This window comes from Streptomyces mayteni, from assembly GCF_054783955.1.
Map to the genome: position 1 here is coordinate 1 of NZ_BAAGPR010000129.1, position 19120 is coordinate 19120.

A 19120-nucleotide genomic window follows, 5' to 3' on the forward strand; every position below is an offset into this window, starting at 1 on the left:
CCGCCCTTCCCGCTGCGCGGCATCCCGACGCGGCGGGGGTGCCCCGCGCTCCGCGCGGGGTTTTCCCCACCCACCCACCCTTTTCCGGCGTGACGCGCTGCGCGCGGCCGGCGCTGGCGGGCACCTCCCGCGCTGCGCGCGGTTTTTCCCCACCCACCCGCCCCTTTTCGCGCTCCGCGCGGTGGTGCGCTGGCGCGCCCGGTTCGCCGACGGCGCCGTACCCGCGCGGAGCGCGGACGGGCCGCCCCGCGGCGCAGCCGCCAGCCGCGCGCAGCGCGCAGAGGGGTGGGTGGGCGGGGAAAACCCCGCGCGGAGCGCGGGAGGTGCCCGGTGGGTCGGGCGCGTCAGCGCCTACGCGCGGAGCGCCTGCCGTCGGGCCGGCGCGTCAGCGGGGAAGGGCGGGCGGGTGGGGAAAACCCCGCGCGGAGCGCGGGGCACTGTCCGGTGGGTCGGCGCGTCAGCGCAAAAGGGTGGGGGGAGAAAACGGCGGTCAGTCGCAGAAGGCGTCCCGTACCGCCACCGCCTGCGTCGTCCACCAGACGACCAACGCCGCGGCCGCCGCGAACTGCGGGTCCGCGCGGGGGTCACCCCGCTCGTAGTGCCACCGCAGCATCCAGAAGTCGTTGAGCCGCTCCCACCACACCCGATGCACGGCCGCCGCCAGTTCGCCCGGCGTCGCGCCCGTCGTCGCACGGTAGGCGCGCGCGTACGCGCGGACCTTGGGGAGCGCGAGGCTCCCGTCCGGTCGGAGGAAGAAGATCGCGGCGGCCCGCACCGCCTCCTCGGCGCGCGGCTGTACGTCGAGCCGGTCCCAGTCGATGATGGCCACCGGCTCCACCGGGCCCTCGGCCCGGTAGAGGAGGTTCAGCGGGTGGAAGTCGCCGTGCACCCAGCCCTCGGCCGGCACCTCGGCCGGCCCCGGCCGCAGGTGGGTGTGGGCGTGCAGCAGGGCGCGGCGTTCGAGGAGCCGGTGTTCGGCGAGTTCGTCGAAGCCGGTGCGGCGTGGCCTGGCCCTGACCCGGCCGAGCAGTTCGTCGATGACGGTGTCCGTCTCGGCCGGCGCGGCCGCCCGCCGGCAGGCGGCGCGCGGGCGTGGCGCGCGCCTTATGACGAGTTCGAGCGCCCGGTGCACGCGGCCGAGCAGCGCGCCGAGCCGGCGGCTCTGCGCCCTGCTGAGCTGGCCGCCGTCCCGGTGCCGGCCGTCGATCCAGGGGTGGAGCGCGTAGCAGCGGTCCCGGTGGACGACGACGGTCCGCCCGTCACGGTCGGCGAGCGGCGGGGCGACCGGCAGGCCGAGCTCCGCCAGCGCCGCGGTGGCGCGGTGTTGGCGGAGCAGCGGTGCTATGTCGTCGGGGTCGCCGTCCAGGTGGTGCTTGAGGAAGAAGACCCCGCGGGTGGTCGCCAGCCGGTAGCCGTGGTTGAGCAGCCCCTCGGCCAGCGGTTCGCAGCCGATCGCGTGCCCCGCGTCGTAGCGACGCACCAGCGCGGAGAGGGTGCGGTCCGTCAGACGCTTCACGGGTCAGGTGCTGGCGCCGCCAGCCGGGTCGGTGGTCGCGCCGCCACCCGGGCCGGTGACGCTGCCCTCGGCCGCACCGCCGCCCGCCGCGTCGCCGCCCTCGACCGCACCGCCGTTGGCCGCGTCGCCGCCCTCGGTGGTCGCCGAGCCGTCGTCGCCCTCCGTGACGGCACCCGAGTCGTCCTCCGGCGGCGGAGTGGTCTCCTCCTCGGTGGTCGGGTCGGTGGTCTCCGGCTCGGTCGGGTCGGTGGTCTCAGGTTCGGTCGGCTCGCCCGTCTCGTCGCCGCCCGACCAGCCGCTGCCTGGGTCGCTCGGGTAGTACGAGTCGTCGCCCGAGTCGTCCTGTTCCTCGTCGTCGGAGGCGGACGGGCTCTCGTCGTCCTCCGGGGCCGTCTCCTCGGTGCTCTCGTCCGTGGTCTCGGTCGGGGTGGGCTCGGAGGTCGGCGGGTCCTCGCCGCCGCCGCCCATGTTGGCCGCGACCAGCACGCCGGTGCCGATGGCGACGACGGCGGCCAGGGCCACGAGCAGCAGCCGGCCGCGGCGCCCGCGGCCCTGCCGGGGCGGCTCGCCGCCGGCGTCCGGGTTGCCGAGCAGCATCGGCGCGGTGAGCTGGCCGGTCGGCGCGTCGGTGCGGCCGCGCGGCGCCGGGGTGCCCATCGGCGGGGTCGCGCCGCCGGTGATCGAGCCGGTGTTCCACAGGCCGACCGTGTGGTCGCCGTGCTCCTCCAGCATGCGCAGCGCGTACTGGATCATGCCGCGCATCTCTTCGGCGGACTGGAAGCGGTCGTCCGGGTCCTTGGTGAGCGCCCGCATGACCATGCCGTCCAGCTCGGGCGGCGCGCTCGGCGACACCTCGGACGGCGGCCGCGGCGTGTCCTGGACGTGCTGGTAGACCACGGAGAGCGGGGTCTCGCCGACGAACGGCGGCCGCAGCGCGAGCAGTTCGTAGAGCAGGCAGCCGACCGCGTAGAGGTCGGAGCGGGTGTCGACGGTCTTGCCGAGGGCCTGCTCGGGGGAGAGGTACTGGGGGGTGCCCATGACCATGCCGGTCTGGGTCATGGTCTGCGCGGCGCCGTGCAGCGCGCGGGCGATGCCGAAGTCCATCACCTTGACCGCGCCGGTGTCGGTGATGATCACGTTGGCCGGCTTGATGTCCCGGTGCACGATGCCGTGCTGGTGGCTGTAGGCCAGGGCCTCCAGCACGCCGGAGACGATGATCAGCGCCTGGTCGACCGGCGGGGCCTCCGCGTCGATCAACAGCTCCCTGATGGTGCGGCCCTCGACGAGCTCCATCACCATGTAGGGCACGACGCTGCCGCCGACGACCTCCTCGCCGGAGTCGTAGACGGCGACCACCGCGTGGTGGTTGAGCCCGGCGACCGACTGCGCCTCGCGCGTGAACCGGGCCTTGGAGACCGGGTCCTCGGCGAGGTCGGCCCGCAGCAGCTTGACGGCGACGATGCGCCCCAGCCTGACGTCCTCGGCGGCGAAGACCTCCGCCATGCCGCCCCTGCCGAGCCGGTGGGTCAGCCGGTAACGGCCATCGCCGACCAGCCCGTTGTTGCCCCACATTTCCGGCGTTTCGGGCACCTCGTTGCCGGTCGCCCCGGGGTTTCCGTCGCCGGAATCCGCGGCGCCATGATCCTGTGCCATCAGTCCTCGCCGTAATCGCTGGATCGCCCAGCCATCAAACCCGTTCCGAGGGCGCGATGACAAGTTGGGTTGTCATGTCGTCGTCGCATACCAGCCGTGACGGTGCGTGGCCGGCCGGTGGCCGAGCGGTCACCAGGGCCGGTGGGAGGCAGGTCAGTGCGTCAGGGGGAAGCTCGCCAGGATCCGCTCGGCCAGCTCCGCGTCACCCTCGACCTTGAGCCGGTCCGCGACCCGCTTCGCCTTGGTGCGGCCGCACACCACGCGGGTGAACGTCTCCCAGTCCATGGTGAAGGTCACGATCGGGCCGAGCGACGGGCTGCGGTCCACCGATCCTTTGCCCTCCTCGTCGACCCGGACGGTGCGGAGAAACTCGATCGGGCCGCTCACGTCGAAGACCACGGCCGACTTCTTCGGCGCCCCGACGTTCTCGGCGATCACCTTCGGCAGCTTGTTCAACATCACGTCGCGCGCGATGTGCGCGGCCGGCGAGTTGACGTTTCCCGGCTGCCGCAGCGCGCGGCGCAGATCCTGCTCGTGCAGCCAGACGTTGAACACCCGCGCGATGAGGAAGTCCGCCACCGAGATCTGCCCGTGCTGCGGGTGCGGGATCAGGGCGTCCGGCTTCCGGCGCTCGTTGCGCAGCTGCCGGGAGCGGCGAATGATGGTGTACTCCAGCTCGCCGGTCATCTCGGGGCCGGTGTGGTGGCGCCGCACGTCCACCTGGACCTCGAGGTAGCGGGTCGTCTCGTCCACCACGTGGTACAGGTCCCGGGGGAGCGTGTGGATCGGCCGCGGGTCGCCGAGCGCCTCGCACTCGCCGCCGATCACGTGCGAGACGACGTCCCGAACCGACCAACCTGTGCATTCCGTCGGCCGGTTCCACTCACCGTCGACGAGTGTCGAGACGAGCTCTGATATCGCCTCGATACTCTGGGTCCAGGCATCGATATACGGCTGAAGGCTCGGGTGCGGCACGGTCACGGGACCCCTCGTGGCGGTTTCGGCGCTGGCTTGGGTGTTCACACCGTACGCTGCGCGGGGGCAGCCGGTGAATGCTTTCTGTATGGCAATCCTAGGGTGTGGCCACCTCGCGCGGCGCCGCGTTCGGGTGGCCCGCCTCAGGCGCCCGCGAGAAACGCGGTCATGGCGTTCGCCAGGTGATAGGGGTCGACCGCCGCGCAGAGTTCCCGCGCGGAGTGCATGGAGAGGATCGCCACCCCGACGTCCACCGTGGCGATGCCGTGCCGGGCCGCGGTGATCGGGCCGATGGTGGTGCCGCACGGTATGGCGTTGTTCGAGACGAACGACTGCCACGGCACGCCCGCCCGCTCGCAGGCCGCGGCGAACACGGCGCGCCCGGTGCCGTCGGTGGCGTACCGCTGGTTGACGTTGGTCTTCAGCATCGGCCCGGCGCCGGCCATCGGGCGGTGGTCGGGGTCGTGCCGCTCCTCGTAGTTGGGGTGGACCGCGTGCCCGGTGTCGGAGGAGAGGCAGAACGAGCCGGCCAGCGCCCTGGCCCGGTCCTCGAGGGAGCCTCCCCGCGCGTAGACCGACCGTTCGAGCACGGTGCCGAGCAGCGGCCCCTGGGCGCCGGTGTCGGAGGTGGAGCCGTTCTCCTCATGGTCGAACGCGGCCAGCACCGGAAGGTAGCCGAGGCCCTGGCCGCCGGCCGCCGCGGCGGTGAGCGCGGCGGTGCCGGCGTGCACCGACACCAGGTTGTCGAGCCGCGGCGCGGCGAGCAGTTCGCGGTCCTTGCCGAGGAAGGCGGGCGGCTCGACGGAGTGCGCCATCAGGTCCCAGCCGGTGACCTCGGCGGCCGGCAGGCCGGCCTCGGCGGCCAGGAACTCGATCAACTCGCCCTCGCGCGGCCGGCCGATGCCCCACAGCGGCGTCATGTGCCGCTGCCGGTCGAGCTTCAGCCCCTCGTTGACCGACCTGTCCAGGTGCACCGCGAGCTGCGGCACGCGCAGCAGCGGCCGGTCGACGTTCACCAGCACGGCCCGGCCGTCGCGCAGCGTGAGCCGCCCGGAGAGGCCGAGGTCGCGGTCGAGCCAGGTGTTGAGCAGCGTGCCGCCGTAGATCTCGACGGCCAGCTGCTTCCAACCGGCCCGGCCGGTGTCGGGGACCGGCTTGATCCGCAGGTTGGGGGAGTCGGTGTGGGCGCCGACGATCCGGAACGGGGTGGCCGGGGTGGCGTCGGCGGGCACGAACCAGGCGATCAGCGCCCCGGCGCGCTGCACGTAGCGCCCGCCTGCGGTGCCGTCCCAGGCCGCGGTCTCCTCGACCTGCCGGAACCCGGCCTTCTCGAGCCGCTGCGAGGCGTTGGCGACCGCGTGGTAGGGGGAGGGCGAGGCGGCCAGGAACCCCATCAGGTCGTCGGTGTGGGCGAGGTCGAACGGAGCGCTCATGGGTTCAGGATACGAAGGAGTCGCCCGTCCGGCCCGATCTCGGCCCATTTCACCGTCCGGCCAGGGGTTCACCTGCCGAGTCGCAACTCCTCGAGCAGGTCCTGGAGCGCCGAGTGGTCGACGTGGCCGTACTTGTTCTGCGGTCCCGTGCCCTCGACCCGGTCCTCGTTCTCGTCGGCCGCGGCCAGGACGGCGTCCACCGCGGTGAGGTCGAGCGGGCGGGTGTCGAGCTCCGGCGCCGGCGGCCGGACGCCGCTGCCGATCAGTTCGGCGACGCCGCCGCTGTCCTCCCACTGCTGGCCGAGCAGCCGCTCGGTGAAGTCGCCGTACCCCAGCACGTCGGACGCCACCTCGGGGCTTCCGGCGACGCCGCGCAGCAGGTTGCCGCTGCCGGTGTTCGCCACGACGTTCTCCGGCTCGAAGTCGAACCAGAGGAACTCGTCGGGACGGTACTGCTCGTTGGTCCGCTCCTGGACGGAGAGCGCGGTGGTCGTCAGCAGCCGGCCGTGGCCGATGTCGGGGGCCACGGTGGAGCTGCCGAGCAGGTTGCCGTAGCCGTTGTAGCGGGTCAGGGCCTCGCGGAAGGCGTCCGAGTCCGGGTCGCTGTCGAAGAGTTCCGACCACCTCCCCTGGAGCGGGGCGACGGCGGCGCGGGCCGCCTCGCCGTAGGGGGAGTCCGCCTCGGGCGGGCGGATGTCGTGGTTGAGCAGCATCATCATGCCGCTGCCCACCGCGGACTGGCCGGAGCGCAGCAGCCGGGCGTCGTCCTCGGAGAGTCCTTCCTCTGACAGGTTCCCGAGGTCGGCGAGCCCCTGTTCGCCGAGGGCGGCGACGAACTCCTCCAGGTAGCGGCCCTCGGCCTGGCTCAACCGCCGCGGTCCGGCCGTCGGGAAGCCGGAGAGCACGTCGTCGACCATGGAGCCCAGGGTCGCGGTGTAGCGGTCGACCAGCTCGGGGTCGCCGCCGAGCGCCAGCGCCTCCTTGAGCCTCTCGGCCGCGTAGCTGGCCATCCCCGGGGTGGTCCACAGGTCGAGCGGGCCAGCGGTGACGTCGTAGGCGAGGTCGTCGAGCCGCTGCCCGTACTGGGCCAGGATGTCGCGGTAGTCGGCGATGTCGGAGGTCATCGTGGAGTGCGCGTACTGGGCGTCCTCGGCGGCCATCCTGAGGTACCGGTCGCGGATCTCGCTCATCAGCTCCGGCTCGTTCGGCCGGGCCGCGTCCGTGTACTCGACGGTCCGGCGCTCGCCGCCCACGAAGTAGGAGAGGTTGGTCCGCCGCTGGTACTCGGCCTCCGCGGCGGCCAGGAGTTCGGCGTAGCGCGGGTCGAGGTAGTCGTCGATGAGCGCCCGCACGTCGAGCTCGGTCTGCCGCGCCGCCTCCATGGCGAGGTCGAGGTAGCGCGAGACCTCCGCCATGTCCTCCCCGTTGCCGGCCAGTTCGGCGGCGGTCCGGCCGTCCCGCCGGGCCCCGTCCACCACGGTCCGCCCGTCGATCCCGCCCGAGCCCTCGGCGATCTCGGTGGCCCACTCGGCCAACTCCCCGGTGTCCGCGGCCTCACCGGCGGCCCGCTGGTACGCCCGGGCGGTGTCGCCCATGTCGTCGGGATCGATCTCCGACGAGAACGCCCGCTGCAACCGCCACGGCCCGACCTCCGCGACCGCCTCGACCTCGTCCCGGGAGAACGTCAGCTCAGCCATCCTGCGACCTCCGTTTGCGGATTTGCTGGCAGAACGTTAGGCAGCAGGTCCGCAGGTGTCCACGGAACTCCCCTTTTTCTGAGCGCAACTTGAGGCTGACCCGGGTGGACGATCGCGCCGGCTCGCAGTGAGCCGCGTCAGCCGGAAGGTGACTCCTGGGAGTTGCAGGGTAACTCTCCGGTAGGGTTTCCATGTGATCAGCAACGGCCGTCGTCAGAAGCAGCCCGTCGCCGTGGCGCTGGTCGCCACGGCCCTTCGCCGCACAGCTGGTCCGCGGGCCGTCGCCGCCTGGCACGAGGACCTGGTCACGCTCGACGAGGCCGCCCAACGTACCGCCGGCGCGCGATCGTGCGATTCGCTCCAACGCCTCGCGCGCCAGCCCGGTTTCCCCGCGCCACGCGCGGACGGTGACGGTACGGCCTTCTCCTCCTGGGCTGAGGTCGCCGCCCATCTCAGGACACTCGGAGACGAAATGCCCGCGACGCACCCGGAGCTGTTGCTCGCCAACCACGCCCTGCGCACGTCCTACGAACTCGACTCGGCCAACGTCCCGGATACCGTTCGCCGCGCTCTCGGCCTGTGAACCGTCGGTGTCGCTCAGCCGTGGCGGCGGTGACCCTCGACGCAGAAGCGGTTGCCCTCGGGGTCGGCCAGGACCACGTAGGGGAGGGCGCCGGGGGGAGGGACCTCCGGGTAGTGCGGCCAGCCGACGCGGCGGGCGCCCAGTGCCACGAGGCGGGCCACCTCCTCGTCGAGGTCGCGGTCGCCCGCGTCCAGGTCGAGGTGGATCCGGGGGAACTCCTCGGCGGGGCTTTCGACCACGTCCATGGCGATGGCCAACCCGGGTTCGCCTGGCGGGGGTTCCAGGACGATCCAGTCGTCGCCCTCGTGGCGGGGCGGACGCCGCACATAGCCCAGGGCCTGTCGCCAGAAGTCGCCGGCCCGCCGGTCGTCGGTCACGCCGAGCGAGATCCGTCTGATCGTCGTCATACCGGGAGCGTAGGGGGACGACACGGGGCCGGCCCCCGGCGGCGTGGGTGGTGCCGGGGGCCGGTGTTCTCGTGGTGGTCGCGGGAGGCGGTCGGTCAGAAGGCGGACTCGTCCAGGTCCATCAGGGACAGGTCGGTGGACTCGGCGGCGGCGCGGGCCACGGCGACGCCGGGGAGCACGGTGGCCGCGAAGTGGCGGGCCGTGGCGATCTTGCCCTCGTAGAACGGGCGGTCCTTGGCCGAGGCCGTCGGCAGCTTGGCGCCCGCCACGGCCGCGCCGCGCAGCAGCAGGTAGCCGACGATGACGTCGCCCGAGGCCATCAGGAGCGCGGTGGTGTTGAGGCCCACCCTGTACAGCGAGCGGACGTCCTTCTCGGTGGCGGCCAGGTCGGTCAGCAGCACCCCGACCAGGGCCTCCAACTCGCCCACCGCGCGGGTGAGGTGGTCGCGGGCGCCGGACAGCTCCTCCTGTCCCGGCGCCTCGGCGAGGAACTTCTTGATCTCCTCGGCGATCGCCGTCAGCGCCACACCCTGGTTGCGGACGATCTTGCGGAAGAAGAAGTCCTGGCCCTGGATCGCGGTGGTGCCCTCATAGAGGGTGTCGATCTTGGCGTCCCTGATGTACTGCTCAAGCGGGTAGTCCATCAGGTAGCCGGAGCCGCCGAGGGTCTGGAGCGAGTGGGCCAGCTGCTCGTAGGACCGCTCGGAGCCGTAGCCCTTGACGATCGGCAGCAGCAGGTCGTTGATCGCCTCGTCCGCCGAGGCGTCCTCGCCGGCGTGCTGCTTGACGAGGATGGCGTCCTGCACGCTCGCCGTGTAGAGCGCCAGCGACCGCATGCCCTCGGCGTACGCCTTCTGGGTCATGAGCGAGCGGCGCACGTCGGGGTGGTGGGTGATGGTGACGCGCGGCGCGCTCTTGTCGGCGAACTGCGTGAGGTCGGGGCCCTGCACCCGCTCCTTGGCGTAGGCCAGCGCGTTGAGGTAGCCGGTGGAGAGGGTGGCGATGGCCTTGGTGCCGACCATCATCCGGGCGAACTCGATGATCTTGAACATCTGCCGGATGCCGTCGTGCTTCTCGCCGAGCAGCCAGCCCTTGGCCGGGGTGCCGTGCTGGCCGAAGGTGAGCTCGCAGGTGTTGGAGATCTTGAGGCCCATCTTGTGCTCGACGTTGGTGGCGTAGACGCCGTTGCGGTCGCCGAGCTCGCCGCTCTCCCAGTCGAAGTCGAACTTGGGGACGACGAAGAGGGAGAGGCCCTTGGTGCCGGGGCCGTGGCCCTCGGGGCGGGCGAGGACGAAGTGGATGATGTTCTCGGAGAGGTCGTGCTCGCCCGAGGTGATGAACCGCTTCACGCCCTCGATGTGCCAGCTGCCGTCCTCCTGGCGGACGGCCCTGGCCCGCCCGGCGCCGACGTCGGAGCCGGCGTCCGGCTCGGTGAGCACCATCGTGGAGGCCCATCGCTTGTCCACCATCAGCTGCGCGATCCCGCGCTGCTCCTCGGTGGCCTCGTCGTAGAGGACCTTGCCGAAGGTGGGCCCCGAGGCGTACATCCAGATCGCCGGGTTGGAACCCAGCACGTTCTCGCCGGCGGCCCAGATCAGGGAGCGGGGCGCGGTCAGGCCGCCAAGCTCCTCGCCGATGCTCATCCGCCACCACTCGGCGTCCATGTAGGCGTCGTAGCTCTTCTTGAACGACGCCGGCACGGGCGCGGTGTGGGTGGCCGGGTCGAAGACGGGCGGGTTGCGGTCGCCGTCCTCGTAGGAGACGGCCAGCTCGTTCTCGGCGAGCCTGGCGATCTCGGTGAGCATGTCCTTCGCGGTCTCGGCATCGGTCTCGGTGAAGGGGCCCGTCCCGTAGACGGCGCCGCGGCCGAGGACCTCGAACAGGTTGAACTCGATGTCGCGGAGGTTCGACTTGTAGTGCCCCATGGCGGCGACTCCGTATGTGGTGGGAGAAAGGCTCTTACCGGCAGGTAACACCCATGATGCTACCCGCTGGTAACAAGAAGCAAGCGGAAACCAGTCAAGTGTGAGTCAGTAGGCTCTCTGTTCATGTACGGCTACGACAACCAGTCCGCCTACGCCGGACAGCAGCAACAGCCCTACGGCGGGCAGCAGCCGCTGGCGGGCTACGGCGGGCAGCAGCTCTACCCGGAGCAGCCGCAGCCTGCCGCGCCCGCCGCGCCGCCGCCCGCGCCGCCGTCCCTGGCCGACGCGCTGCGCGCCTACACCTCGGGGGCGATGGCCAGCGAGGAGTTCCACGACATCTTCCTGGGCGCCAAGATCTACTGCCCGCGCGGCGAGAACCCCGGCTTCCTGGCGCTGCACAACACCCAGCAGCCGGTGATCCCGCTCTTCACCTCGCTGAAGGAGCTGCGCCGGTACGCCGGCAAGGAGTCCCGCTTCTTCACGGTGACCGGCGGCGAGGTGCTCGACCTGCTGCCCACCGGCTACGGGTTCGCGCTCGACATGGAGGGCGAGCACCGGCTGGTGCTCGACGCCAAGTCGGTGGAGGAGATGGTCGACTACACGATGCGGCGCATGTACGGGTAGCCGCTCGCCGCCTCGGGAATGGGGCCCCCTCGACTTCTGTTTACCGTTCAACTATTCTGTTGGCAGTCGTCGAGGAGGTCCCCCATGCCAGCGATCAGCGTCGAGAACCCGCTCACCCTCCCCCGCCTGGCCACGCCCGAGCCCGGCGCCGTGGACCGGCCCGTCCGCGCCGTGGTCACCGCGCCCTCCGGCCTCGAGGGCGAGGGCTTCCCGGTTCGCCGCGCCTTCGCCGGCATCCACCACCGCCACCTCGACCCGTTCATCCTGATGGACCAGATGGGCGAGGTGGACTACGCCGCCGGCGAGCCCAAGGGCACCCCCTGGCACCCGCACCGCGGCTTCGAGACCGTGACGTACATCATCGACGGCACCTTCATCCACCGGGACTCGCACGGCGGTGGCGGCGTCATCACCAACGGCGACACCCAGTGGATGACCGCCGGCTCCGGGCTGCTGCACATCGAGTCCCCGCCGGAGGAGCTCGTCATGTCCGGCGGCCTCTTCCACGGGCTCCAGCTCTGGGTGAACCTGCCGGCCAGGGACAAGATGATCACCCCGAAGTACCAGGACATCCGCGGCGGCACCGTCAGGCTGCTCGCCTCGGCGGACGGCGGCGCGCTGCTGCGCGTCATCGCCGGCGACCTCGGCGGGCACCGGGGCCCGGGCGCGACGCACACCCCGATCACGATGGTCCACGTGTCCGTGAGCCCCGGCGCGGAGGTCGCCCTGCCCTGGCGCCCCGACTTCAACGCCCTCGCCTACGGCCTCGCCGGCAGCGGCTCGGCCGGCCCCGACCGGCGCCCGTTCCGGATGGGCCAGTCGGTGGTCTTCGGCGCCGGCGACTCGGTCGTCATCCGCGCCGACGAGGCGCAGGACTCGCGCAGCGCCAACTTCGAGGTGGTGCTGCTCGGCGGCGAACCGATCCGGGAGCCGCTGGCGCACTACGGGCCGTTCGTGATGAACAGCCACGCGGAGCTGGCCCAGGCCTTCGACGACTTCAAGGCGGGCCGGCTCGGCACGGTGCCGGCCGAGGACGACTGACGGCGGAGCCGGGAGCGGCGGCTCCGCCGCAGGGCGGCGGCGCGGCCTCGCCGCGCCGCGGCGGGGCGGCGCGGGGCGAGGCCGCGCCCACCCTCCCCCAGCCATGGGGGTCCCCCCGGACGGAGTCTGGGGGAGGCTGGGAGGTGCCCCCACGAGCCCTTGGCGGTGGCCTCGCGCGGCAGCGGCGTAGCCGCCGTGGCCTCGGGGCTCGCCGCCCGCAGGCCCGGCGGCCTGGCATGGGCCCATGCCGGCGCGGCCGTGCCGGGTCCGCCCGCTCGGGTGGTGCCTCGTGCGGCGCGGTGAAGCCCCCGGCAGGCCGGCGGCGTAGCCGCCGTGGCCTCGGGGCTCGCCGGCGCCGGCACGCCGGCAGCCGCCGGGGTCCGGGTCTCGCGGCCGTAGCGGCCTGCGGCTCCGTCATCCGGCCGCGGCCGTGTCGTCTGCGCCGCCCGCCAGGGCGACCAGCATCTTGCCGGTGTTGGCGCCGCGCAGCACGCCGAGGAATGCCTCGGGGGCGCGTTCGAAGCCCGTCACCACCGTCTCCCTGGTGCGCAGGCGGCCGTCGGCCAGCCAGCCCGCCGCCCGTGACACGTACGCGGGGAAGCGGTCCAGGTGGTCGGTGACCAGCACCCCCCGGAGCGTCAGCCGCCTCGTGACGACGTCGTACAGGTTGCCGGGGCCCGGCACCGGGCCCGTCGCGTTGTACTGGCTGATCATGCCGACCAGGGCCGCCCGGCCGTGCGTCCTCAGCGCGCCGATGGCGGCCGCCAGATGCTCCCCGCCGACGTTGTCGACGTAGACGTCGATGCCGTCAGGCGCGGCCTCGGCCAGCTGCTCGGCGATCGGCCCGGACCGGTGGTCGAGGGCCGCGTCGAACCCGAACTCCTCGGTCAGCACCCGGCCCTTCGCCGGCCCGCCGGCCGACCCGATCACGCGGCTCGCGCCGAACACGCGGGCCAGCTGCCCGGCGACGCTGCCGACCGCGCCGGCCGCGCCGGAGACGAACACCACGTCGCCCTCCCGCACCGGCGCGGTCTCGGTGACGGCCAGGTACGCCGTCAGCCCGGTCGGACCCAGCGCCGACAGGTGGTCCTGCGGGCGGGCGACCGAGACGTCCACGACGGCCGCGTCCGCCGCGTCCAGCAGCGCGTGCTCGCGCCACCCCGCGAAGTGCGACACCGTCGCACCCACCGGGACGTCCGCGCTGCGCGAGGCCACCACCTCGCCGACCGCGACGCCCTCCAGCACCCGGCCGACCTCGAAGGGCGCGATGTAGGACGCCGCGTCGTTCATCCGCCCGCGCATGTACGGGTCGACCGACATCCAGGTGTTGCGGACCAGGATCTGCCCCTCCGCCGGCTCCGGCACCCGGGTCGTGACCAGCTCGAAGTTCTCCGGCCCGGGCTCGCCGACCGGCCGGGACGCCAGCCGGAACTCACGGCTCACGATCGCGCTCATCGTGCCGCTCCCCTCTCTCGTCGCTCTCGTCAGGTTTGTCCTGGCATGGTGCCGCAGGGCGCTTCAGGTCCGCTTCAGATCCGCTCCTGGGCCGCCGGAGGCGGCGCGCCGGGTACGGTGCCCCTGTGCGTTTCGGGGTGCTCGGCCCGCTGGCCGTCTGGACGGAGGACGGCGCGCCGGTGCCCGTCCCCGAGGCGAAGGTCCGCGCGCTGCTGGCAGACCTGCTGACGGCGGAGGGGCGGCCGGTGTCCGCCGACCGGCTGATCGAGGACCTGTGGCGGGAACGGCTGCCGCGCGACCCCACCGCGGCGCTCCAGACCCGGGTCTCGCAGCTGCGCCGCACCCTCGGGGACGCCGAGCCAGGCGGCCGCGACCTGGTGGTGCGGCAGCCACCCGGCTACCGGCTGGCGGTCCCGGCCGACGCCGTGGACGCCGGCCGGTTCCGCGCCCTGGCCGCCCGGGCCCGCGCCACCGGCGACGCGTGGGAACGCGCCGCGCTGCTGGCCGACGCGCTGGCCCTGTGGCGCGGCCCCGCCTACGCCGACTTCGCCGACCTGGAGTTCGCGGGACCGGCCGCCGCGCGCCTCGAAGAGGAACGGCTGACGGCCGTCGAGGAGCACGCCAGGGCCCGTCTCGACCTCGGCGAGCACCACACGCTGGCCGCCGAACTCGGCGACCTCGTCTCCCGCTACCCGCTGCGCGAGGGCCTGCGTGCCGTCCAGCTGCGCGCCCTCTACCAGTCGGGCCGGCAGGGCGAGGCCCTCGCCGCCCACGCCGAGCTGCGGGCGCTGCTCGCCGACCAGCTCGGCGTGGACCCCGGGCCCGAACTGACCGCGCTGCACGCGGCGATGCTCCGGCAGGACCCGGGGCTGCGTCCCACCGCGCCCGCCAGGCCGCCGACGAACCTGCCGGCCGTCCTCACCCCGCTGATCGGCCGCGAGGAGGCGGTCGCCGACGTCCGCGCGCTGCTGGCGGCGCACCGGCTGGTCACCCTCACAGGACCAGGCGGCGTGGGCAAGACCCGGCTCGCCCTGGCGGCCGCGCGCGCCGCCGGCGGCGCGTTCGTCGACGGCGTCTGGTCGGTGGAGCTGGCCGGCCTCGACCGGGCCACCGCCACCCCGGCGGCGGTCGCCGACCTGGTCGCGTCCGTGCTGGGCGTCCGCGACGAGGTCAGCGCGGCGGCCCCCGGCGATCCGGTGGACCGGCTCGCCGGCGCGCTCGCGCCCCGGCACCTGCTGCTGCTCCTGGACAACTGCGAGCACGTCGTCGCGCCCGTCGCCGCGGTGGCCGAGGCGCTGCTGCGTGCGGCGCCGGGACTGCGCGTGCTCACCGCCGGCCAGGAGCCGTTGGCGATCCCGGGCGAACGGCTGCGGCCCGTCCCGCCGCTGCCCGCGCCTGGCCCGGAGGCGCCGCTCGAGGAGCTGGAGTCTTTCGGCGCCGTGCGGCTGTTCGCCGAGCGGGCCGCGGCGGCGGCCCCCGGCTTCCGGCTCGGTCCCGAGAACGCCGCGGCCGTCTCCGCGATCTGCCGCCGCCTGGACGGCCTTCCGCTCGCCCTGGAACTGGCCGCCATCCGCGTCCGCGCCCTGGGCGTCGCGGAGCTGGCCGCGCGCCTCGACGACCGGTTCGCCGTCCTGGCGACCGGGCGGCGCGGTGGCCCCGCCAGGCAGCAGACGCTGCGCGCGATGATCGACTGGAGCTGGGAGCCGCTGTCGCCGTTCGAACGGGCCGTGCTGCGCCGCCTGGCCGTGCACGCCGACGGCTGCACCCTGGCGGCGGGCGAGGCCACGGCGGGTGACGAGCCCGCTGCCGGCGGCGACTTCCTGGAGGCGCTCTCCCGGTTGGTCGACCGGTCGCTCGTGGTGGCCACGGACGGTCCTGAGGGACCGCGCTACACGCTGCTGGAATCGGTCCGCGCCTACGGCCTCGACCGGCTGCGGGAGGCCGGCGAACTCGACCACGTCCAGCGGCGGCACGTCGCCCACTACACCGCGCTCGCCGAGCGCGCCGAACCCCACCTGCGCGGCCCCGGGCAGCGGCGCTGGCTCAGGACCCTGGACCGCGAACGGGCCAACCTGCGCGCCGCCCTGGAGACGGCCGTCCGGCTGCGGGACGGCCGGCACGCGGCGCGGCTGGTCACCGCCCTCGCCTGGTACTGGCACCTGCGCGGCCGCCTCGCCGAGGCCGTGCGCTCCTTCGACCTGGCGCTGGAGGCGACCGACGACGCCGAGGTCGCGGCCTGGCGCGCCGGCCTGGCGCTGCTCGCCAGCGACGGGACGGACGCCGCCGCGCGGACGGCCGCGACCGCACCCGACGGCATCGCCGACCCGGCGGCGCTGGCCCGCGCCCAGTGGTTCCTCGCCTACGCGCACCGCCGGTTCACCGACCTGACGGCGACCACCGGCCTGCTCGGCGCCGCGCTCGACGGCTTCCGCGCGGTGGACGACCGGTGGGGCGTCGCCGCCGCGCTCGCCGTCCGGGCCAGCGTCGACCGCGCACTCGGCGCGCTGGACGACGCCGAACGCGACGCCCGGGACAGCCAGGCGCTGTTCGAGGAACTGGGCGACGCGTGGGGCCGCCTGAAGGCCGCCACCACCCTGGCCGAGATCGCCGAGATCAGGGGCGATCACGCCGAGGCGGAACGGCTGAACCGGCACGGGCTGCGGCTGGCCGAGGAGCTGGAGCTGTGGGACGAGGTGTCCCTGCGGCTCTCCGGCCTTGGCCGGATCGCCCTGCTCACCGGCGACTTCGCCACCGCCGACGCCCTGCACGCCCGCGCGGCGCGCACGGCCGCCGCCCAGTCCCAGCGGGTCGCCGAGCACTTCGCCGAGATGGGGCTGGCGTTGAGCGCCAGGCGCCGGGGACGGCACGCGGAGGTCGCCGCCCGGCTGACCGGGTGGCTGCCGTGGCTGCGCCGCGCCCGCGGCGAACCCGGCCTGCCGCTGGTCCTGGCCGAACTCGGCTTCGCCGCCGAGCAGGGCGGCGACGCGGAGGCGGCGCTGCGGCTGCACCGCGAGGGGCTGGCCGCCGCCCGCGAGTTCGGCGACCCGCGGGCCGTCGCGCTGGCCATGGAGGGGCTGGCCGGCGCGCACGCCCTGGCCGGCGCCCCGGCGCACGCCGCCCGACTGCTGGGCGCGGCCGCCGCGCTGCGCGCCGGGGCCGGCGCCCCACTCCCGCCGGCCGAACGCCACGACGTCGACCGCATCACCACGACGCTGCGCGCCACGCTCGGCGACCGGACCTTCACCACCGAATTCACCCACGGCACCCACCACGATCCGGCGACGCCGGATCCCTGACCCCGCCGCCCGCCGGTAGCGCGGTCGAGCGCCCTGACCCGACCGGGCGCCGGGCGACCGGCGGCGCCGCGCCCACCCTCCCCCAGCCATGGGGGTCCCCCCGGACGGAGTCTGGGCGAGGCTGGGAGGTGCCCCCACGAGCCCTTGGCGGGCGGCCTCGCGCGGCGCGCGACGGGGCGCAGCCCCGTTTGGCCCGCGGCGTAGCCGCCGCAGACCGGCCGGGCCGGCGTTGGCGCCCCGTGCCGGCCTGCGGCCGGGGGCCCGTCCGCTGACGGACGGTAGACGGGCCCTGGCGGGCCGGACCTCGCCCGCCGGTAGCGCGGAAAGGGCGGGCAGGGGGCACGTGCCCCCTGGTCGGGGCCGGGAACCACCGCTCCTGGCTGGTCGTCAGGTACAACGAACCCACCCGCTCGGCCGCGTGCGAGGGACGCGGTCGCGGACCAGGCAGGGGGATGAGATGGCCAGTACCCAGTCCTTGCTCGAACACCTCCACTTCGGGCGCGAGGACGCCGAACGGGATGTCACCGACGGGCTGTTGCTGCGCGGCGCGTTTCTGTCCACCAACGCCTCCCGGGCGGCACTGTCAGGTCGGAAGATGCTGATCATCGGCCGCAAGGGCTCGGGGAAGAGCGCCATCCGCATGCATCTGATGGCCGACGGCGTGCACCCCGGCGGCAAGATCCTGATCACCCCGGACGACGCGGCGGGCGACGAGATCCGCCGCTTCGAACTCCAGGGCCTGGCCGCCGACTCGGCGAAGTCGCTGATCTGGCGTTATGTCTTCGCCGTGCACGCCGCCCGCCACCTGGTGGCGCACGCCAAGGAGGCACACGGTCGGCGGCCCGACTCGGTGAAGTCTCTCCACCGTTTCCTGAAGCACAACGACGAACTGCCCAGTATCACCAGGTTGACCCAGGGCGCCCGGGGGCTCCAGACCACGCTCTCGTTGGAGGCGTTCGGCGTTGGCGCCGGCCTTGAGCTGGCCCAGTCGCCGTCGGAGGGCGCTCGGGCGTCGCGGCAGCTCGAGGTCGTCGAAGACGGCGTGGCCCAGGCGTTCACCGACCTGAACTGCGCCGCGTCGCACCGGCCGCTCCTGTTCCTGGTCGACCAACTGGAGCAGATCTGGTCCGCGGACCCGGACAGCAACTCGATGCTGATCGGGCTGCTGCTGGCCGCCAAACACGTCGCCCAGTGCTATGGCCAGGCGGTGCGCTGCCTGCTGTTCCTGCGCTCGGACATCTACGACTCGCTGTCGTTCGGGGAAGGCGACAAGTTCCACGGAGACGAGTTGCGCATCGCGTGGACCGGCGAAGCGCTGCGCGAGCTGGCGCTGGCCCGGGCCCGCGCCTCGACCGGGCCAGGGCTCACGGCCGCGACACTGTGGCGGGAGATCTTCCCGCCGGCCGTGCGCGGTGAGGAGACGACGGAGTACCTGTTCGGCCGCTGCCTGCCGCGGCCGCGCGATGTCATCCAGTTCCTCAACCTCTGCCAGGAGACCGCCTGGCTGACCCACGGCCACGACCGGATCACGGAGGCCGACATCCGCCAGGCGAGCCTGCAGTTCTCCGCCTGGAAGCTGAAGGACCTGGCCCAGGAGTACCTCGTCACCCACCCCTTCCTCGACCGGCTCTTCCCGCTCTTCCAGAACACCGGCTACGTGGTGACGCGGGCCGCCCTCCACAGCCGTTTCGCCAGTGCCGCCGACACCCTGCACCGGCTGTTTCCCGCGTACACCGAGGCCCTGACCCCGGCCGGCGTCATCGACATCCTCTTCGCGGTGGGCTTCCTCGGGGTACGGCGCGGCAGCGACGTGGTGTTCGCGGGCGGCGTGGAGCTCCCGGTGCAGCCGCACGAGCACGTGCTGCACGTTCACCCGTGCTTTCGGGAGGCGCTCGGCGCCACCAGCGCGATCGACCTTCGTCCGTACGAGCCGGTGGCGGTCGGCCACCGCATCACGTCGGGTTACGCCGTGCCGCAGGCACAGGGCACCACCGCCGTCCGCCGCGACTACGTGCTGATCGGGGAGCTCGCCCGCTCCTGCCACTCCATCCACGCGCAGGTCGGCCGCGCGGTCGGTCTGCCGCGCGACGCCCAGGACGAGATCAGCCACCAGGTCGGCCGGGTCCTGGACGACGCCAACCGCACCATCGCCGCCTCCGTCCCCACGACCGTCGACCCCTACGACCATCTCCTCGCCGCCGCCCACTACTTCACGACGCTGGTGGCCCAACTCCGGGACAGCGGCCTGGACGGCATCGCGGACGGCGCCGAGGTCGCGAACCGGATCGAGGACGAGGCACGTCGGCTGCGCCGGTTGTCCGGTGGCTCGTTCGGCAGTTCGGGCAACTCGTACGGTTCATGACCGCCACGGGCAGCCGACGGTAGCGCGCCGCGCCGGCCTGCTGGCGCAGCCGCCGGCGTGGGCCGGACGGCGTTCGGCAGGCCCCGGCGGGCCGGGCCCCGTCCGCGCTCCGCGCGGGAGGGCCGCCCCGGGCCGCTGGCCGGGCCCGAGGCC

The 19120-nt window shown here is 73.8% G+C and carries 13 protein-coding genes; 5 read left to right on the forward strand and 8 right to left on the reverse strand.

Features of this window, described 5'->3' with window-relative positions:
* Positions 1-490: 490 nt before the first annotated feature.
* From ACYVPE_RS34625 to ACYVPE_RS34645, 5 genes are all read right to left on the reverse strand, one after another.
* On the reverse strand, positions 491-1516 hold the full coding sequence (locus ACYVPE_RS34625) for a phosphotransferase (RefSeq protein WP_461037776.1): 1026 nt from the start codon (positions 1514-1516) through the stop codon (positions 491-493).
* Between the two features lie 3 nt (positions 1517-1519).
* Positions 1520-3169 carry a protein kinase domain-containing protein gene (locus tag ACYVPE_RS34630; protein ID WP_461037777.1) on the reverse strand — a complete coding sequence of 550 codons (1650 nt, stop codon included), beginning with the start codon at positions 3167-3169 and terminating at the stop codon, positions 1520-1522.
* 153 nt (positions 3170-3322) lie between these two features.
* A complete protein-coding gene (locus tag ACYVPE_RS34635; RefSeq protein WP_461037787.1) occupies positions 3323-4144 on the reverse strand; it encodes a maleylpyruvate isomerase family mycothiol-dependent enzyme in 822 nt (273 codons plus the stop codon).
* A gap of 143 nt (positions 4145-4287) precedes the next feature.
* On the reverse strand, positions 4288-5577 hold the full coding sequence (locus tag ACYVPE_RS34640; RefSeq protein ID WP_461037778.1) for a M18 family aminopeptidase: 1290 nt from the start codon (positions 5575-5577) through the stop codon (positions 4288-4290).
* Positions 5578-5645: 68 nt separating this feature from the next.
* Positions 5646-7274, reverse strand: a complete 1629-nt coding sequence (locus ACYVPE_RS34645; RefSeq protein ID WP_461037779.1) for a hypothetical protein — start codon at positions 7272-7274, stop codon at positions 5646-5648.
* 193 nt (positions 7275-7467) lie between these two features.
* Between ACYVPE_RS34645 and ACYVPE_RS34650 the strand changes: the two genes are divergently transcribed.
* Complete coding sequence (locus ACYVPE_RS34650) at positions 7468-7857, forward strand: hypothetical protein (RefSeq protein WP_461037780.1); 390 nt, start codon at positions 7468-7470, stop codon at positions 7855-7857.
* Between the two features lie 14 nt (positions 7858-7871).
* Here the strand turns inward: ACYVPE_RS34650 and ACYVPE_RS34655 are convergent, their stop codons facing one another.
* Together ACYVPE_RS34655 and ACYVPE_RS34660 are read right to left on the reverse strand one after the other, a co-directional pair.
* On the reverse strand, positions 7872-8264 hold the full coding sequence (locus ACYVPE_RS34655; RefSeq protein WP_461037781.1) for a VOC family protein: 393 nt from the start codon (positions 8262-8264) through the stop codon (positions 7872-7874).
* Between the two features lie 95 nt (positions 8265-8359).
* Positions 8360-10189, reverse strand: a complete 1830-nt coding sequence (locus ACYVPE_RS34660) for an acyl-CoA dehydrogenase (RefSeq protein WP_461037782.1) — start codon at positions 10187-10189, stop codon at positions 8360-8362.
* Positions 10190-10312: 123 nt separating this feature from the next.
* Between ACYVPE_RS34660 and ACYVPE_RS34665 the strand changes: the two genes are divergently transcribed.
* Both ACYVPE_RS34665 and ACYVPE_RS34670 read left to right on the forward strand, forming a co-directional pair.
* A complete protein-coding gene (locus tag ACYVPE_RS34665; RefSeq protein ID WP_132817214.1) occupies positions 10313-10813 on the forward strand; it encodes an SseB family protein in 501 nt (166 codons plus the stop codon).
* Between the two features lie 84 nt (positions 10814-10897).
* Entirely contained in the window at positions 10898-11854 is a 957-nt protein-coding gene (locus ACYVPE_RS34670; protein WP_461037783.1) for a pirin family protein, read from the forward strand.
* Positions 11855-12268: 414 nt separating this feature from the next.
* On the opposite strand, the gene ACYVPE_RS34675 is transcribed toward ACYVPE_RS34670, so the two are convergent.
* The gene (locus ACYVPE_RS34675) at positions 12269-13309 is read right to left on the reverse strand and encodes an NADP-dependent oxidoreductase (RefSeq protein WP_461037784.1); all 1041 of its coding nucleotides are present in this window, start codon (positions 13307-13309) and stop codon (positions 12269-12271) included.
* Positions 13310-13434: 125 nt separating this feature from the next.
* On the opposite strand from ACYVPE_RS34675, the gene ACYVPE_RS34680 reads away from it, so the two are divergent.
* Together ACYVPE_RS34680 and ACYVPE_RS34685 are read left to right on the forward strand one after the other, a co-directional pair.
* Complete coding sequence (locus tag ACYVPE_RS34680) at positions 13435-16605, forward strand: BTAD domain-containing putative transcriptional regulator (protein ID WP_461037785.1); 3171 nt, start codon at positions 13435-13437, stop codon at positions 16603-16605.
* 457 nt (positions 16606-17062) lie between these two features.
* On the forward strand, positions 17063-18967 hold the full coding sequence (locus ACYVPE_RS34685; protein ID WP_461037786.1) for a P-loop ATPase, Sll1717 family: 1905 nt from the start codon (positions 17063-17065) through the stop codon (positions 18965-18967).
* The last annotated feature ends 153 nt before the right edge of the window (positions 18968-19120 follow it).

What these genes read in the sequence shown, in the direction of transcription:
- ACYVPE_RS34630 (WP_461037777.1), bottom strand. Translation starts at nt 3,169, where the DNA reads ATGGCACAGGATCATGGCGCCGCGGATTCCGGCGACGGAAACCCCGGG.
- ACYVPE_RS34640 (WP_461037778.1), bottom strand. Translation starts at nt 5,577, where the DNA reads ATGAGCGCTCCGTTCGACCTCGCCCACACCGACGACCTGATGGGGTTC.
- ACYVPE_RS34645 (WP_461037779.1), bottom strand. Translation starts at nt 7,274, where the DNA reads ATGGCTGAGCTGACGTTCTCCCGGGACGAGGTCGAGGCGGTCGCGGAG.
- ACYVPE_RS34655 (WP_461037781.1), bottom strand. Translation starts at nt 8,264, where the DNA reads ATGACGACGATCAGACGGATCTCGCTCGGCGTGACCGACGACCGGCGG.
- ACYVPE_RS34660 (WP_461037782.1), bottom strand. Translation starts at nt 10,189, where the DNA reads ATGGGGCACTACAAGTCGAACCTCCGCGACATCGAGTTCAACCTGTTC.
- ACYVPE_RS34665 (WP_132817214.1), top strand. Translation starts at nt 10,313, where the DNA reads ATGTACGGCTACGACAACCAGTCCGCCTACGCCGGACAGCAGCAACAG.
- ACYVPE_RS34670 (WP_461037783.1), top strand. Translation starts at nt 10,898, where the DNA reads ATGCCAGCGATCAGCGTCGAGAACCCGCTCACCCTCCCCCGCCTGGCC.
- ACYVPE_RS34675 (WP_461037784.1), bottom strand. Translation starts at nt 13,309, where the DNA reads ATGAGCGCGATCGTGAGCCGTGAGTTCCGGCTGGCGTCCCGGCCGGTC.
- ACYVPE_RS34685 (WP_461037786.1), top strand. Translation starts at nt 17,063, where the DNA reads ATGGCCAGTACCCAGTCCTTGCTCGAACACCTCCACTTCGGGCGCGAG.